This is a genomic window from Bradyrhizobium betae (assembly GCF_004123905.1).
Taxonomy (GTDB): domain Bacteria; phylum Pseudomonadota; class Alphaproteobacteria; order Rhizobiales; family Xanthobacteraceae; genus Bradyrhizobium; species Bradyrhizobium betae_A.
On record NZ_MZXW01000013.1, the window covers coordinates 58,753 to 72,745 of the forward strand.

The following is a 13,993-nucleotide window of genomic DNA, read 5'->3' on the forward strand; positions in this document are numbered from 1 at the left end:
GGAGTGAGCGATATGACCGAGACGACCAAAAAGACCGGCGTCAGCCGCCGCACGCTATTGAAGAGCACCGCGGGTCTCGCGGGCCTTGCCGCCGGCTCCGGCGCCATCACCGGATTTCCCTATGTGAAGTCGGCCGATGCGAAGGTGCTGCGCTATCTCGGCACCGCCGTGAACGAAGGCGACGACATCTCCAAGCAGTGCCTGAAAGACACCGGCATCAAGATCGAATACATCACCGCGACCACCGACGACGTCACCAAGCGCGTGATGACCCAGCCGAACTCCTTCGACGTGCTGGACACCGAATATTTCTCGCTGAAGAAGCTGGTGCCGTCGGGCAACATCCTTGCCCTCGACGCCAAGAAGATCAAGGAATTCGACAACATCACGCCCGTTTTCACCAAGGGTGAGACGCCCGGCGGCAAGAAGATCGGCAATCAGGGCACCGCGCCCTGGAAAGTGCTCTATCTCGAAGGCAAGGACTCCAAGACCTTCTCCAAGACGGCGACCGAGTTCGTCACGCTGATCCCGACCGTCTACAACGCCGATACGCTCGGCATCCGCCCTGACATCATCAAGCGCCCGATCAACTCCTGGGCTGAACTTCTCAACCCCGAGTTCAAGGGCAAGGCCTCGATCCTCAACATCCCCTCGATCGGCATCATGGATGCCGCGATGGTCGTGGAAGCCACCGGCAAGTACAAATATGCCGACAAGGGCAACATGACCAAGGAAGAGATCGATCTCACCATGAAGGTGATGACCGAAGCCAAGAAGGCCGGCCAGTTCCGCGCGTTCTGGAAGGACTTCAACGAGAGCGTCAACCTGATGGCCTCGGGCGAAACCGTGATCCAGTCGATGTGGTCGCCGGCAGTGACGAAGGTTCGCTCGATGGGGATCGCCTGCACCTTCCAGCCGCTCAAGGAAGGCTATCGCTCCTGGGCCTCGGGCTTCTGTGTCTCCAAGGGCGTGTCGGGTCAAAAGCTCGAATGGGCCTACGAGTTCGTCAACTGGTTCCTGTCAGGCTATGCCGGCGCCTATCTCAACCGCCAAGGCTACTACTCCGCCGTGCTTTCCACTGCCAAGGCGCACATGGAGCCGTACGAGTGGGCCTACTGGATGGAAGGCAAGCCGGCCGAGAAGGACATCAAGGCGCCCGACGGCTCGCTGCTGGAGAAGGCTGGTGCCGTGCGCGACGGCGGCTCCTATGAGGACCGCATGGGCGGCGTCGCCTGCTGGAACGCGGTGATGGACGAGAACGACTACATGGTCCGCAAGTGGAACGAGTTCATCGCGGCGTGATGGACATGTCGGAAGAAGTTTTGCAACAGGCGTCCCCGGGCTTGATCCCGGGGTCGGGCACAGCGCGCGCGGCAAAGCCGACGCGCCTGTCGCCGTCTTTCATCTCCTGGCTTCAGGCCGGGCCGATGATGCTGGTGTTTCTCGCCTTCTTCCTCATTCCGCTCGTCTTTGTCATCATCGTCTCGTTCTGGGACTACAACGAATACCAGTTGCTGCCGGCGTTCTCCGGCCGCGGCTACACCGACACGTTCGAGGGCTGCATCGCGCAGCTGCCCGATCTCTGCACCATCGCCAAGACCTATCTGAAGACGCTGAAGCTCTGCTTCCTGGTCTGGGTGATCACGCTCTTCATCGGCTTCTGGGTCGCCTACTTCCTCGCCTTCCACGTCAAGTCCAAGACCTGGCAGATGGGATTGTCGCTGCTCTGCACGATCCCGTTCTGGACCTCCAACGTGATCCGTATGATCGCCTGGATTCCGCTGCTCGGCCGCAACGGCCTCGTCAACTCCGGACTGGTGAAGACCGGGCTGATCAACCATCCCCTGGAATGGCTGCTGTTCTCCGAATTCTCCGTGGTGCTCGCGCTGGTCCACCTCTTCACCTTCTTCATGGTGGTGCCGATCTTTAACTCGATGGTGCGCATCGACAAATCGCTGATCGAGGCCGCCTATGATGCCGGCGCGACCGGATTCCAGACGCTCGTGAACGTCATCATTCCGCTCGCCAAGCCCGGCATCGTGATCGGCTCGATCTTCGTCATCACCATCGTGATGGGCGACTTCATCACCATCGGCGTGATGGGCGGCCAGCAGATCGCCGCCGCGGGCAAGATCATCGAGACGCGGGTGAACGCGCTGCAATTCCCGGCCGCCGCGGCCAACGCCGTGATCCTGCTCGTCATCACCTTCCTGATCATCACCATGATGTCGCGCATCGTCGACATCAAGAAGGAGCTGTAGAGCATGAAGGAAGGACGCCCCCGCTCTTTCTACGTGCTCGCGATCTTCTTCGCGGCCTACACGCTGTTTCTCTACGGCCCGATGATCGCGATCTACGTACTGTCGTTCCAGGGACCGCAGGGCGGCCTCACCTTCCCGATGAACGGCGTGTCGACCTTCTGGATCGCAAAACTGTTCCAGGGCACCGGCATCGTCGATCTCGGCGCGGCATTCCGCCGTTCGCTGCTGCTGGGCGTGATCGTGATGATCGTCACCGTCGTGCTGTCGGTCGCCGCCGGCATGGCGTTCCGCCGCAAGTTCAAGGCGCAAAGCATCTTGTTCTATTCGGCGATCGCGAGCCTGATCGTTCCCTCGATCATCACCTCGCTCGGCATCTCGCTTGAATTTCGTATCATCGACGATCTGATCAAGGCGCATTGGAACGAGAATTTCGAGACCTCGATGGGCCTGCTGACCTCCGGCCTTGGCGCGCACCTGACCTGGACGCTGCCGTTCGGCCTGCTCATCATGTTTGCGATCTTCAACCGCTTTGATCCCCGGCTCGAGGAAGCCGCGCGCGATCTTGGTGCGACGCCGTGGCAGGCCTTCCGCCACGTCGTGCTGCCGATCATCCTGCCATCGGTGATCGGCATCGGCCTGTTCGGCTTCACGCTGTCCTGGGACGAGCTCGCGCGCTCCAGCCAGGCGATCGGCGCGGTGAATACATTGCCGCTCGATCTCCAGGGCCTCACCACCACCGTGACCAACCCCGACATCTATGCGCTCGGCACCATCATCTCCGCAGTGTCCTTTGCGGTGATCACGCTTGCGCTCGGCACCATCCACATGCTCAACAAGCGGCAGGCGGCCAAGGGCTCGGACGCCGGCAAAGGGCTCGTCTAACTGCGATGCGACTTCACGTCGTCAATCCCAACACCACCACGTCGATGACGGCGAAGATCGCCGCGGCTGCGCGCAGCGTCGCGCTGCCCGACACCATGATCGACGCGCGCCAGCCGACGATGGGCCCGGTCTCGATCGAGGGATTTTACGACGAAGCCTTCGCCGTCCCCGGCATGCTCGGCTGCATCCGCGAGGCCGATCGCGACGGCGCGAATGCGCATATCATCGCCTGCTTCGACGACACCGGCCTCGATGCCGCACGCGCCGCCGCAAATGCGCCGGTGATCGGCATCGGCGAAGCCGGCTTTCACATGGCGAGCCTGATCGCCGCGCGCTTTGCCGTGGTGACGACGCTCGGTGTCTCCATCGTGCCGATCGAATATAATCTGAAGAAGTACGGCCTCGCTGAGCGCTGCGCCCGCGTCCGCGCCGCGGAAGTCCCGGTGCTGGCCTTGGAAGAGCGCAACACCGACGCGCTGGCAAAAATCTCCACCGAGATCACCGCCGCGATCCGCGACGACCGCGCCGAGGCCATCGTGCTCGGCTGCGCCGGCATGGCCGATCTCGCCGCCGAGCTCGGCGCCACGCACGGCCTGCCCGTGATCGACGGCGTCGCCGCCGCAGTGACGCTGGCAGAATCCCTGGTACGGCTGGGGCTGAAGACGTCCCGGCTCGGACCCTATGCCTCGCCGCGCTCGAAGATCTATTCCGGGCCGTTTTCGTCGTTTCAGCCGTAGGCTGACCATGCCGGCAGCCCCCTCGGGCGAGGACTGCCGGAGGTCAACAAGTGTCCTATTCGGTTTGCTCGACCGCAGCCGGCATCTTCGCGACCGACATCAGGGAACGAGCGACCTGATTGAGCAACTGATCCGCGTTTTCCTCTTCCGCCAGCGACTTCGACAACAAGCTGACGATGGCGCTGTGACGCAGCTGTTGGGCTAGGTTGCGCGCGGTGCTGTAGCCGGCAATCTCGTAGTGCTCCACGCGTTGCGCCGCACCTATCAACGCAAGGTCGGCGGCAGCATCTTCTTTGTCCTCGCCTTCGGCCATGATGTCCTGGCCTTCCTCGACCAGCCCCATCATCCCCTTGCATGGCTTCGCCCGGGCGGTTTTTCCGAGCAGCTCGAAGCATTCATTGATGCGCTCGATCTGGGTCTCGGTTTCGCCAAGGTGCTGTTCGAACAGCTCGCGCAATTGATCAAAGCGAGCCGCTTCCGCCATTTTTGGCAGCGCCTTGGTCAATTGTTTTTCCGCGTGCAGAAGATCGCGGAGCTCGTCGAGCAACAGATCGCCGAGGCCAGCCTCGTCTGCCGGCGGCGAGCTTTCAGTTACGATGGCCGTTGCCGGACCGGGCTCACCAGCCTGGATCGCGGGCGAATCCGTGAAGACCCAATCGCCGCCCTCGTTCCAGGGGCCGCGGGTGTCGATCTCGCCGTGATCGCCGGCGCCGGTCGAATCGTTGAAGAACTGATCGACGAGGCCAGGCGTCGGCGCGATACGCCCGATGCTGAAGGCCGGCTTGCCCATGCTCTCCAGCGCCAGCGAGAACGCCTTCATGTGGGTGATCTCACGCGTCATCAGGAATTGCAGCGCGTCCTTGGTGCCGGCGTCGTCGCAAAAATTGATCAGCCGTTCGTAGACGATCTTGGCGCGCGCTTCCGCCGCGATGTTGCTGCGCAGGTCGACGTCCAGCTCGCCGGTGATCTTCAGATAGTCGGCGGTCCAGGCATTTCCTTGCGAATTGAACAGATTGACGCCGCCGCCGCCCGCGATCGCAATCAACGGATCGGCCTCGGCGGCCTGCCGGTCGAACTTCGAAGGCTTGAGATGCATCCGTGCCAGCGTGCCGACGATCTCCAGATGGCTCAGCTCTTCAGTGCCGATGTCCATCAACAGGTCCTTGCGATCTGGGTCTTCGCAATTGAGACCCTGAATCGAATACTGCATGGCCGCTGCCAGTTCGCCGTTGGCGCCGCCGAACTGCTCGAGCAGCATGTTGCCGAACCGCGGATCCGGCTCATCGACGCGAACGGTGAACATGAGTTTCTTGACGTGGTGATACATGTGGAAGTGCCCTGGGCTTGAAGGAAGATGAATTCCGAACGAGCCGGCATTGCGCTTGTTCCTATCGTTGTTGAGTGCCGCGGCGCAGAGACATTGAGCGGCAAAGCCCCGCTGCCGATGCGCCGCGAATTGCGACGCCGTGTAGGAACGATTGACCTTCGACACGCTTGGCGTGCTGCGACCTACAGGAGGATGATCAGATGGACAGCGAAGATGTCTTGGGCAAAGTGAAGGACGTGTCGGAGAGTGTGCGCGAGACCGCACAGAGCGTACGACGGAATCTCGAAGAGGGACGGCCGTCAGGCCAGACGCTCGCCTTTCTGCGCGATGTGGCTCGCGAAGCCCCGATCCCGTCGCTCGTCGTGGCCTTCATGCTCGGCGTCCTAGTGGCCCGCCGCTAGCGCCGCCGCCATCGCCGGATACCTGACCTCTGCTTCCGCTGCGCCTATTCCGAATAGGGAGGCTTTCGAGGTTGGGACAACTATGTTTTTCGGCTCGCGGCCTCTTTTTGGTCCCAATTGTTGCCGAACAGTAACACTTTCGGGACATCCCGGCGGCCGCTTTTGGGCTGCCGGACTTCGCCACTCACCAAGTTTCAATTTGGGGTTTTGTCAGCGATGATCGATCTCGCAGAGGACGCACCGTCCAACTCCCTGCTTCGCCTTGGCGCCCAGCCGATCGCGCTGACCGCCGCCGCGCTGCTCCTGCTGATCGCCGGCGTGACCTCGATCGCGATCTGGCGCGCCTATACCGGCGCTCCGGAGACCGACCGGGTGGTGGCGTCGCGCCAGCTCCAGACCCGCACCGCCCAGGCCTCCGAGCAGCTGGTCGAGAAGACCAAGGGGCTGGAGGCAACCCAGCAGGAATCGATCGACCAGCTCCAGGTCGTGCAGGACCAGCTCCAGACCGTGAAGCGGCTGCTCGCCGCCCAGCAGGCCGACACCAAGCGCCTGTCGGAGCAGGTCACAACCCTGAACGAGTCCATCGACAGCCTGCGGCAGTCCTTTGCCAGCGCGCGGGCCTCCGAGGCCGAGACGCCGTCGGTTACCCGCGGGAAACCAGCCCGGCACCGCGTCCACGCCAGCGCGCGCAAGCGCTCGCGCGGATAGCTTGCGACTTTAAATTTTTCGACTTGTGAACTGGATCACATTCGCCCGTATGATTCCGCGCCATGCTGTCCGCTACCGGATGGCGTGAGCCGATTTCAATATCCGGGGCTGGCAAGGTCGTTGACGGTATACTGCGTCAACGACCTTGTTTTTTACTGGGTCCCCGCCTCACTCGCAGACGTCGACGCGACGATATCGCCATCCCGAAGGTGTCATCACGCGCTTGCGCACGACGTAGCAGCCGCCATAACCGCCATCGTCATAGCCGGTACCATAGTAATAGGGATCGCCGTAATAGGGGTTTCCGTAGCCGTAATAGCCGCCGTAGTAGCCGGCACCGGCGAGGCCTACCCCGATCCCGACGCCGGGCCAGAAGCCACCACCATGCCAGTGGCCGCCATGGCCCCAGCCGCCACCGCCGTGCCATCCACCACCACCATGCCAGCCGCCACCGCCGTGGAAGCCGCCACCATGACCGAAACCGCCCGCAGCCTGGGCCGCCTGCGGCGCCGTTAGTCCGACCGCCGCGACGGCCAGCGCCGCCATCATCATCTTCCGTAACATCACTCGATCCTCCGCGTGGACACGCTCCACGCTTCAAAGCAGGACCAAGCTAGCGTCACACAGGCTTTCCCGACAGCCTTCCTGTCTCACTTCCGCGCGAGCATCAGCAGCCGCGACAGATGCTCTTGAGTTTCTTGTCGAGCATACGATTCTCAGTGCTCACCGTCGCGTCAGCGTCCGGATTTGTACCGGAGGCGGCGCCGGTGGTGACGCCGGGGCCAGCGCCGGACGATTGCGCCGTGCCGAGGCTGTTGGTGCCTGGCGGCGGTGATGGAGAGTTGCCGACACCTCCGGTCGATCCAGAGGAACCGGCTGTGCCGCCGGTCGCCTGCGCGAATGCGACGGCGGGCATCGCGGCGAGACTGAGGATCACGATCAAGGTTTTCATTGAAGCAGTTGCGGACGATGAGGCCATCGGAAATTCTCCCTTTGGCCGTCAACGGTCCTGACCAGGACGCGTTCCGGAACAAATGCCGTCGCATCAGCTTGAAACAAAGAGGCGGCCACGATCATGCGTAAACTGGCCGCGCGCCGCAAAGCCAGAAAGGCCAAATCGAGATGACCGATCGCGATCCCTTTGCAGAGGGCGAACGCGCCGCGCGCGAGAACATTCCGGCAGGGGCCAATCCTTACCTCGACGGCAGCGACGAGCATGCGCTCTGGGCCGCCGGCCACGAGAAGGTCGCAGGAAGCATCGAAGCGCGCGAATCCGAGGGCAGCTGACGCCAGGCCGCCGGCAGCTAGGCTGCCGCCGCCATCTTCTCGGTGCGGTCCTCGATCATGGTCACGAACATGTGGGACTCCTCGCCGGCGTCACCGATCTGGACCCGGCGGGCGGAGATCACGCGGCGACCGCGCGTCGGATTGTCGATGGTGTCGATGATCGGCTCGAGCTGCTGCCGCTGCGCCAGAAGCTGCATGTCGCGCCGCTCGATCAATTCCGCCGCCTCCGCCGAGAACAATTCCCGCGCGGTCTTGCCGATGATCTCGCCGCGCGACATCCCGATCATCTTCTCGGCCGCCTTGTTGACGAAGACGTAGCGCAAATTGCGCGCGTCCTTGGCGATGATGCCCTCAGCCACGTTCTCGATGATGGTGGCGAGGAAGCGCTCCATCCGCTCCAGGATGCGCTCGCGCTGACGCTGCTCGGTGACGTCCTCCTGCACCGACACCCAGCCGCCGCCGTCCATCGGACGCTCGTAGATCTTGATGATGCGGCCGTCATTCAAGGCGATCTCGTTGGCGGCCGGCTCGCGCTTGGCGATCCGATCGAGGATAGCCGCGAGAAATTTCGAGATGTCGCCGCTGAACAGCCCGCTCTTGACCCGATGTTGGAGGATTTCCTCGAGCGTCGATCCCGCCTGGATCGTCTCGGGCAGATTGTAGATCTGCCGGTAGTTGGCGTTCATCGCCACCACATTGGCCTTGCCGTCAAGCATGATCAGGCCCTGCGGCATGCTGTTGATTGCGGCCGAGAGCTGCCACTTCTTGGCCTGGTACTTGTCGTTGAAATTGTCGCGCTCGACCATCGCCGCGTCGCGCGCCTGCGCGGTGCCGATCCCGAGCTCTTCCAGCTCGAAGATGCGCGCCACCGCGTCGCGGAAGTGCTGCACGGCCCGCGCCAAATGCCCGATCTCGTCGTGACGGCCGAGATGCGGCACCTTGCTCTTGACGTCGCCGTCGGCGATCCGGTCGGTCGCCTGCGTGATCTCGTCGAGCGCGCCAACCACCGAGCCGCGCATCACGACGACGTTGAGCCCCGCAAGAATGAGGGCCGCAAGCCCGAGCGCGAACAGATAGGCGCCGGCATAGCGGTTCTCGTTGGCGAGCGCGTCGGCCTCGCTGGCGCGTTGCCTGTAGATCCGTTCGAGCGCCTCGAGGTCGCTGTTGAGCTTGCTGCGCAGCGTTCGGTTGGCGTCGTTGTCGCCCCATTCGCGCGCCGCCGCCGGGCTGATATCCACCCCGCGCCGCACCAGCTCCTGGCGAAACTCGATGAACTGCGCGATGCGCTGGCGGAAGCTCGCGACCTGCAAGGCATCGTCATCGCCGACGGTCCGTTCGAGCCCCTTCACCGCCTCGGCGAGATCGCGGTTGCGGCGCACCAGTCCATCGGCGAACTGCTTCATCGAGCCGCGATCGGCGGACATGTAGATGCCGCGCGATTCCATCACGATGGCGTAGATCAGCGCGTTGATGCGGCCGACATTGATCGCCGCCTCCGCGGAGGTGGCGTGCATGTGACGATAGGTCGTCTGCAGCCGCACCGACTGGATCGACATCACGAGCAGGAAGGTGGTCACGATCGCGAGGAAGCCGGCGATGCTGTAGACCTTCTCCGCAACGGTGAGCGTGTCGGCGCCGCGTGCGAAACTGACGAACTTCTTGAAAAGTCTGGTTCCGGCCTCGAGCCCGGATCGCAGTGCCGCTGCGGCCATGGCCCCGCTCCTCCTGGTTGAAAACGCTCGAGGATAGACACAACGGCGCTAGCGGAGGATTAAATTGCCTGCCGGTATTGTTACGGTAGGGAACCAGGATGCGCGGGCCGGGCACGGGCCGCCGGCGTCAGCCGATCCGCTTCAGGCCCTTCGTGAAGCGCGGGCCGTTGGCGACGTAGAACCTCGCCGCGCTCCCCATCTTCTGGACCTGGGCGTCATCGAGCGTGCGGATCACGCGCGCGGGCGAGCCGATGATCAGCGAGCGCTCGGGGAACTCCTTGCCCTCGGTGATGACGGAGCCGGCGCCGACGATGCTGTTGCGGCCGATCTTCGCACCGTTCATCACGATCGAGCCCATGCCGATCAGCGCGCCCTCCTCGATCGTACAGCCGTGCAGGATGACGTTGTGGCCGACGGTGCAGTTCTTGCCGATGACCATGGGAAAGCCGAGATCGGTGTGGCAGGTCGAACCGTCCTGCACGTTGGCGCCCTCGCCGATCTCGATCCACTCATTGTCGCCGCGCAGCACCGCACCGAACCAGACGCTCGCGCCCGGCTTCAGGCGCACACGGCCGATCACGGTGGCGGTCTCCGCGATGAAGTAATTGCCGTCCGAGGGAAGATCGGGCGCCTGCCCGTCGAGCTCGTAGATCGCCATGAAGGTCTCCTGTCGCGTTAACCTCAGGCATAGCGAAACGGGAGCGACGTGGCAAAGGGCCGCCGCACCGGGGCAGCCCTGCGAAGCGTCAGCTCAGGACGCCTGTTGCGCGTAGCGTCATCAGGAAGAAGGTGCCGCTCATCATGCTCCAGAAGCCGGCGATGACGGTTGCCATCGCCACGAATTCGACGCGGCGGCTTTCCACCCGCATGCCGCGCAACGTGTTGCGCATGATGATGAAGGGCGCCGCGAACACCAGGAACGGCACGGCCGCGAACGTCTTCGGCGCCACGCCGTCCTGCAACAGGCCGAAGCCTGCGGGACGCTGCGAGACCGCCTGGTATCCGTTCACGAGCGCGCCCGCGAGCGCGAAACCGATGCAGATCGAGAAGAAGGTGTTGAAAGCTTCAGGTGTCATCGGAACGGTCCGCCCATACGCAACGCGAGGTACCTTCCTGTGACAAATCGTGCCGGTTAACGCTACATTATCCTTAAGCGAAGGTTAACGCCGCCGCCCGGCCCGCGCAGGGCCCTCCCCCGTCCCCGCAGCCGGGAACGCTCCGCGAATTCGCCGCCGCATGGCATATTCGCCGCTGATTCGTCGGCCACCGGCCGACCTCGGGTCCACGCGTGCGCATGATGACGGTGTTTTCGGCAGCCTCCCCCCGCTCTCCCCGCGCCCGGGCGCATGTCGTGCCGATCGTGCTCGGCGGCGCGGCGGGCCTGTGCGCGGTCGCGCTGGTCGCCTATCTGCTGTGGCCGACCTGGGGAACCGGCGGCGCGAGCGCCCCGGACAAGCTGCCGGTGAGCATCGGCGGCACGCTGTTCAACCTGCCGACGACTGCGATCCGGATGAAGATCCAGCGGCACTCCGGGCCGCAGGAACGCATCGATCTCGACTTTCTCTATCCCTCGCTGGAGCCCCCCGGCGCGCCGAAGCACGTCACCGCCGACACGGTGGAAACGGCCGTGCAATCGATCGACCGCATCTTCCTGTCGATATCAGCCCATCACGATGCGCTCTCGCCCGAACAGCGAACGGCCACCATCTATCCGCGCTATCTCGACCAGGCCGCGACCACGCCCGAGGACGGGCTGACGATGCGGATGTTCCGCGCCGAGACGCCCTACGGCAGCGAGGACTTCTACTCCGCCGCAAGCCCCGCGCTGACCGCGCGCTGCACGCGTGATGCGGCAACTCCGGGCATGTGCCTGTCCGAGCGCCGCGTCGGCGGCGCCGACCTCACCTTCCGCTATCCGCGCAGCTGGCTGTCGCAATGGCGCGACGCGGCGGAAGCGATGGACCGGCTGACGGCGCAACTGCGCGGGCCGAAAGGCTGAGCCCGGCCACTCTGCCGCCGCCGGCGGCCCTCCCGACAAAAATGTCGAAAACAACCCCATGCACAGTAGCCAAGCCTCTGGCATCGCTTCGTATTTACGGTAATTCGTATTTTTCGAATCAGAACTTGACCCGTCGGGCAAAACAGGGGTAGGATGTCATGATGGGGCGATCCTGAAGCCTCCGGCGTCGGATCAGCGCGGTCTCTCGGCCTAGGAGAATCAGACGTTATCTCAGGGATGTAAAGCCCGACTTGTCGACCGAGATGGATCTGAAAAATTGTTCGACGAGAATTTCAAAGAACTTGGATAGACCTCAAAATGATGGTGCGAAAAAAGTAGAGCAGATCCTCGAGGGGCGTTCGGCTTACAGGTCCAAGGGACACCCCGCCTTCACGCAACTCGCTCCAATTGAACTATGGCTGAGCGCCAATGGGCCACGTCCTAGATAAGGGCGGATTGCGCGCCTTTGGCGTCCTTAAAGCCGTTAACAACCGCCATTAGGGAGAAAGGGGGTAGGGCCACCAAGCGAGATCTGCAAAGGGAGTAATAGGAGACGCATTTCCCTCTGTTGGATCGCCAGGTGACGGAAGATCTATGAGGGTTGTGCTCTCGACCAATGATTGCATCGCGTTGTTATATGAAGTCCAAGAACCCGTTAGCACGGACGGCGACTGGCTCCCATCGTAGACGCTCATCTTTGGTTCGGGAACCGATGTGAAATTGAGGCCCAGTTCGCCGTTCTCGAAGCCGTCCACTCGAACGCCGAATTTGCCATAGGAGGAATCGACGTAAACGAAGAGCTGAGACTCTGGCTTGTACCATTGGTAGGCAACCTGAAAATAGCCGAGTTCCGGCCTGACATTATCGAGAGATGTCTCCGTAATCCAAATTCCATCGCTATTGGTGTCGAACCCTGTCGGATTGACCAGTACATTCGAAAAACCGGCATATAGCTGGTCCGGATCGACACCATTTTCTCCGATCGCCTGTACACCGCCGTTTAGGACGATTCCCTTCGTCCAATTCTGCTCATTTGCAAAGCCCAAGCTGTCGTCCAAACGAAGAACGAGACGATCGGTCTCCCCCGCATTGCTGATAATAAAATTCGCGCTGCTGCCGTTCTTCGCGTCCGCGCCGTTACCAATCACAAAAATGTCGGCGCCGTCTCCGCCGACGTAGTGGTTGGCATCGCCACTGAACAGAAACCCATCGCTCTGGCCACCATCGAGGATGCTACCTGCGCTTCCAGCGATCAGGGTATCGTTGCCAGCACCCCCCAGCAGAATTGCGTAGGAATCTCCGGCCGTGATGACATCGTCCCCTGCTCCCCCTTCAACTTTAGTGACCGATGTCCCTGCAAAGTTGAACGCATCTCCGCTGCTTGAGCCAATTACCTGTTCGAAGTTCTTGATCAGAATGCTGATATCGGTACCGGTCAGCTTGCCGTCGGCAACGGTCAGGGCGCCGTCGGAACCTGAAAAATCAAGGATGTCTGCTTCGTCAGTTCCGTTGTCCCCCGCATCGATCTCTTGCAGGGGCTTCAATAGCACGTCACTGCCAGCGCCGATCAGAACGGTGTCGCCATGGGCGGTTAGCATAAGTTTTTCGATAGAGAACAGCCGGTCCCGGTATCCGTATCCGTCATCGGATACAATGATTGGCGTCAGACCATCGATCACGTCGGCGAGGCTCGAACCGGCACTGGGATCAATCTCAACGGTGACTCCGTGAGTCACGGGAAGGTGCGAATCTCCTACCGAATAATCGGCGGTATCGCTCCCGTCTTCGACCAGAGGAGTTGTTCGATCTCCACCATGGATGACATCATCTCCGCTGCCACCCGAAATGGTGTCATTGCCGGCGCCTCCATAGAGATAGTCGCGCCCTGCTCCTCCATTGATCCGATCATCTCCGGCGAGGCCGATGATGAGATCTCTTGAACTGTCCGTGCGTAGCGACAGGTCCAACACGTTCGGAGCGAGATTGCCGGCGTTGTCGAAGTAGGCGAGGTCGATTAGCTGGCCTTCCGTATAGGATATGTCTTTTCTAAATAAGCTCGGCGCAATGTCGAATGCCGCATCATACCCAACTTGAGAGTATCCTTCTTCGAAATTCCGTTCTTGGAAAATTTGGTTCTGGAGTCTCACCGTCTGCCCGAGGAAGTCGAAGTTCGGATTGTTGTAGTCGCGATGGTCATAGTTACCCAATGCTAGGCCGGTAGTCGGATCACGAAGATCGTCATATCCGTATACTGCGTGGATGAGTTCATGAATAACATTGCCGCCAAGCTGTTCTTGGTGAAACTTGCCGTCGCTCCCCATCCACCAAAATTCAGGAACACTTTCTAAGTCGATCTTGGCTGTGCCCGTCCCTGGTTTTGACGTAGATCCATTGATGCTTTTCATCAACCAGATGTCTTCACCTGCCGTGGCGGCGTCCAGCATGGATCGAGCAGTAGCCGAATGATCGTAAAGATCCTCCAGCGCAGCGAGGATGTCAGCTTTTTCCGTAGGAACTGTGGCACCGTTCTCGGTTGAGGTGGAGAATGCCAAACCGTAGGGTTCGATGCCGTTAACGGTCGTCGGCATACCATCCAACCCGGTCGGATTGCCCAGGTCGTCTGTGTCCTGGCCAAAGAACTTAATCCTGTTCTTCACGTCAGACCAACCCATGCTCAAC

General features: G+C 61.9%; 15 protein-coding genes. 8 read left to right on the forward strand and 7 right to left on the reverse strand.

From position 1 onward, the window contains the following. The first annotated feature begins 12 nt into the window (after positions 1–12). From B5V03_RS06230 to B5V03_RS06245, 4 genes are read left to right on the forward strand one after another with little or no spacing between them, the layout of a single operon-like run. The gene (locus B5V03_RS06230) at positions 13–1,302 is read left to right on the forward strand and encodes an ABC transporter substrate-binding protein (protein ID WP_129268395.1); all 1,290 of its coding nucleotides are present in this window, start codon (positions 13–15) and stop codon (positions 1,300–1,302) included. Further along, positions 1,302–2,261 (forward strand): ABC transporter permease, encoded by a 960-nt coding sequence (locus tag B5V03_RS06235; RefSeq protein WP_129268775.1) that lies wholly within the window; start codon positions 1,302–1,304, stop codon positions 2,259–2,261. The genes B5V03_RS06230 and B5V03_RS06235 overlap by 1 nt, the downstream gene beginning before the upstream one ends. Positions 2,262–2,264: 3 nt before the next feature. Next, complete coding sequence (locus B5V03_RS06240) at positions 2,265–3,143, forward strand: ABC transporter permease (protein WP_129268396.1); 879 nt, start codon at positions 2,265–2,267, stop codon at positions 3,141–3,143. A gap of 5 nt (positions 3,144–3,148) precedes the next feature. Continuing rightward, positions 3,149–3,880, forward strand: coding sequence for an aspartate/glutamate racemase family protein (locus B5V03_RS06245; protein WP_129268397.1), 732 nt, complete (start codon positions 3,149–3,151; stop codon positions 3,878–3,880). A 55-nt stretch (positions 3,881–3,935) separates the two neighbouring features. On the opposite strand, the gene B5V03_RS06250 is transcribed toward B5V03_RS06245, so the two are convergent. Continuing rightward, entirely contained in the window at positions 3,936–5,207 is a 1,272-nt protein-coding gene (locus B5V03_RS06250; protein WP_129268777.1) for a DUF892 family protein, read from the reverse strand. A 200-nt stretch (positions 5,208–5,407) separates the two neighbouring features. Here B5V03_RS06250 and B5V03_RS06255 point away from each other — a divergent pair, with 200 nt between their 5' ends. Together B5V03_RS06255 and B5V03_RS06260 are read left to right on the forward strand one after the other, a co-directional pair. Continuing rightward, positions 5,408–5,608 carry a hypothetical protein gene (locus B5V03_RS06255; RefSeq protein ID WP_129268398.1) on the forward strand — a complete coding sequence of 67 codons (201 nt, stop codon included), beginning with the start codon at positions 5,408–5,410 and terminating at the stop codon, positions 5,606–5,608. Positions 5,609–5,824: 216 nt separating this feature from the next. Then, entirely contained in the window at positions 5,825–6,316 is a 492-nt protein-coding gene (locus tag B5V03_RS06260) for a hypothetical protein (protein ID WP_129268399.1), read from the forward strand. Positions 6,317–6,484: 168 nt separating this feature from the next. On the opposite strand, the gene B5V03_RS06265 is transcribed toward B5V03_RS06260, so the two are convergent. Both B5V03_RS06265 and B5V03_RS06270 read right to left on the reverse strand, forming a co-directional pair. Then, the gene (locus B5V03_RS06265) at positions 6,485–6,880 is read right to left on the reverse strand and encodes a hypothetical protein (RefSeq protein WP_129268400.1); all 396 of its coding nucleotides are present in this window, start codon (positions 6,878–6,880) and stop codon (positions 6,485–6,487) included. 103 nt (positions 6,881–6,983) lie between these two features. Beyond that, complete coding sequence (locus B5V03_RS06270; protein ID WP_129268401.1) at positions 6,984–7,295, reverse strand: hypothetical protein; 312 nt, start codon at positions 7,293–7,295, stop codon at positions 6,984–6,986. A 143-nt stretch (positions 7,296–7,438) separates the two neighbouring features. On the opposite strand from B5V03_RS06270, the gene B5V03_RS41340 reads away from it, so the two are divergent. After that, the gene (locus tag B5V03_RS41340; protein ID WP_164987821.1) at positions 7,439–7,603 is read left to right on the forward strand and encodes a hypothetical protein; all 165 of its coding nucleotides are present in this window, start codon (positions 7,439–7,441) and stop codon (positions 7,601–7,603) included. 17 nt (positions 7,604–7,620) lie between these two features. Here the strand turns inward: B5V03_RS41340 and B5V03_RS42010 are convergent, their stop codons facing one another. From B5V03_RS42010 to B5V03_RS06285, 3 genes are all read right to left on the reverse strand, one after another. Beyond that, positions 7,621–9,315 carry a PAS-domain containing protein gene (locus tag B5V03_RS42010; RefSeq protein ID WP_129268402.1) on the reverse strand — a complete coding sequence of 565 codons (1,695 nt, stop codon included), beginning with the start codon at positions 9,313–9,315 and terminating at the stop codon, positions 7,621–7,623. 127 nt (positions 9,316–9,442) lie between these two features. Continuing rightward, the gene (locus B5V03_RS06280; protein WP_092028345.1) at positions 9,443–9,973 is read right to left on the reverse strand and encodes a gamma carbonic anhydrase family protein; all 531 of its coding nucleotides are present in this window, start codon (positions 9,971–9,973) and stop codon (positions 9,443–9,445) included. A gap of 88 nt (positions 9,974–10,061) precedes the next feature. Further along, positions 10,062–10,391, reverse strand: coding sequence for a DUF6949 family protein (locus B5V03_RS06285; RefSeq protein ID WP_129268403.1), 330 nt, complete (start codon positions 10,389–10,391; stop codon positions 10,062–10,064). 221 nt (positions 10,392–10,612) lie between these two features. Between B5V03_RS06285 and B5V03_RS06290 the strand changes: the two genes are divergently transcribed. Then, positions 10,613–11,314 carry a hypothetical protein gene (locus tag B5V03_RS06290; RefSeq protein WP_129268404.1) on the forward strand — a complete coding sequence of 234 codons (702 nt, stop codon included), beginning with the start codon at positions 10,613–10,615 and terminating at the stop codon, positions 11,312–11,314. A 497-nt stretch (positions 11,315–11,811) separates the two neighbouring features. Here the strand turns inward: B5V03_RS06290 and B5V03_RS06295 are convergent, their stop codons facing one another. Continuing rightward, positions 11,812–13,986 (reverse strand): calcium-binding protein, encoded by a 2,175-nt coding sequence (locus B5V03_RS06295; RefSeq protein ID WP_129268405.1) that lies wholly within the window; start codon positions 13,984–13,986, stop codon positions 11,812–11,814. Positions 13,987–13,993: the final 7 nt, after the last annotated feature.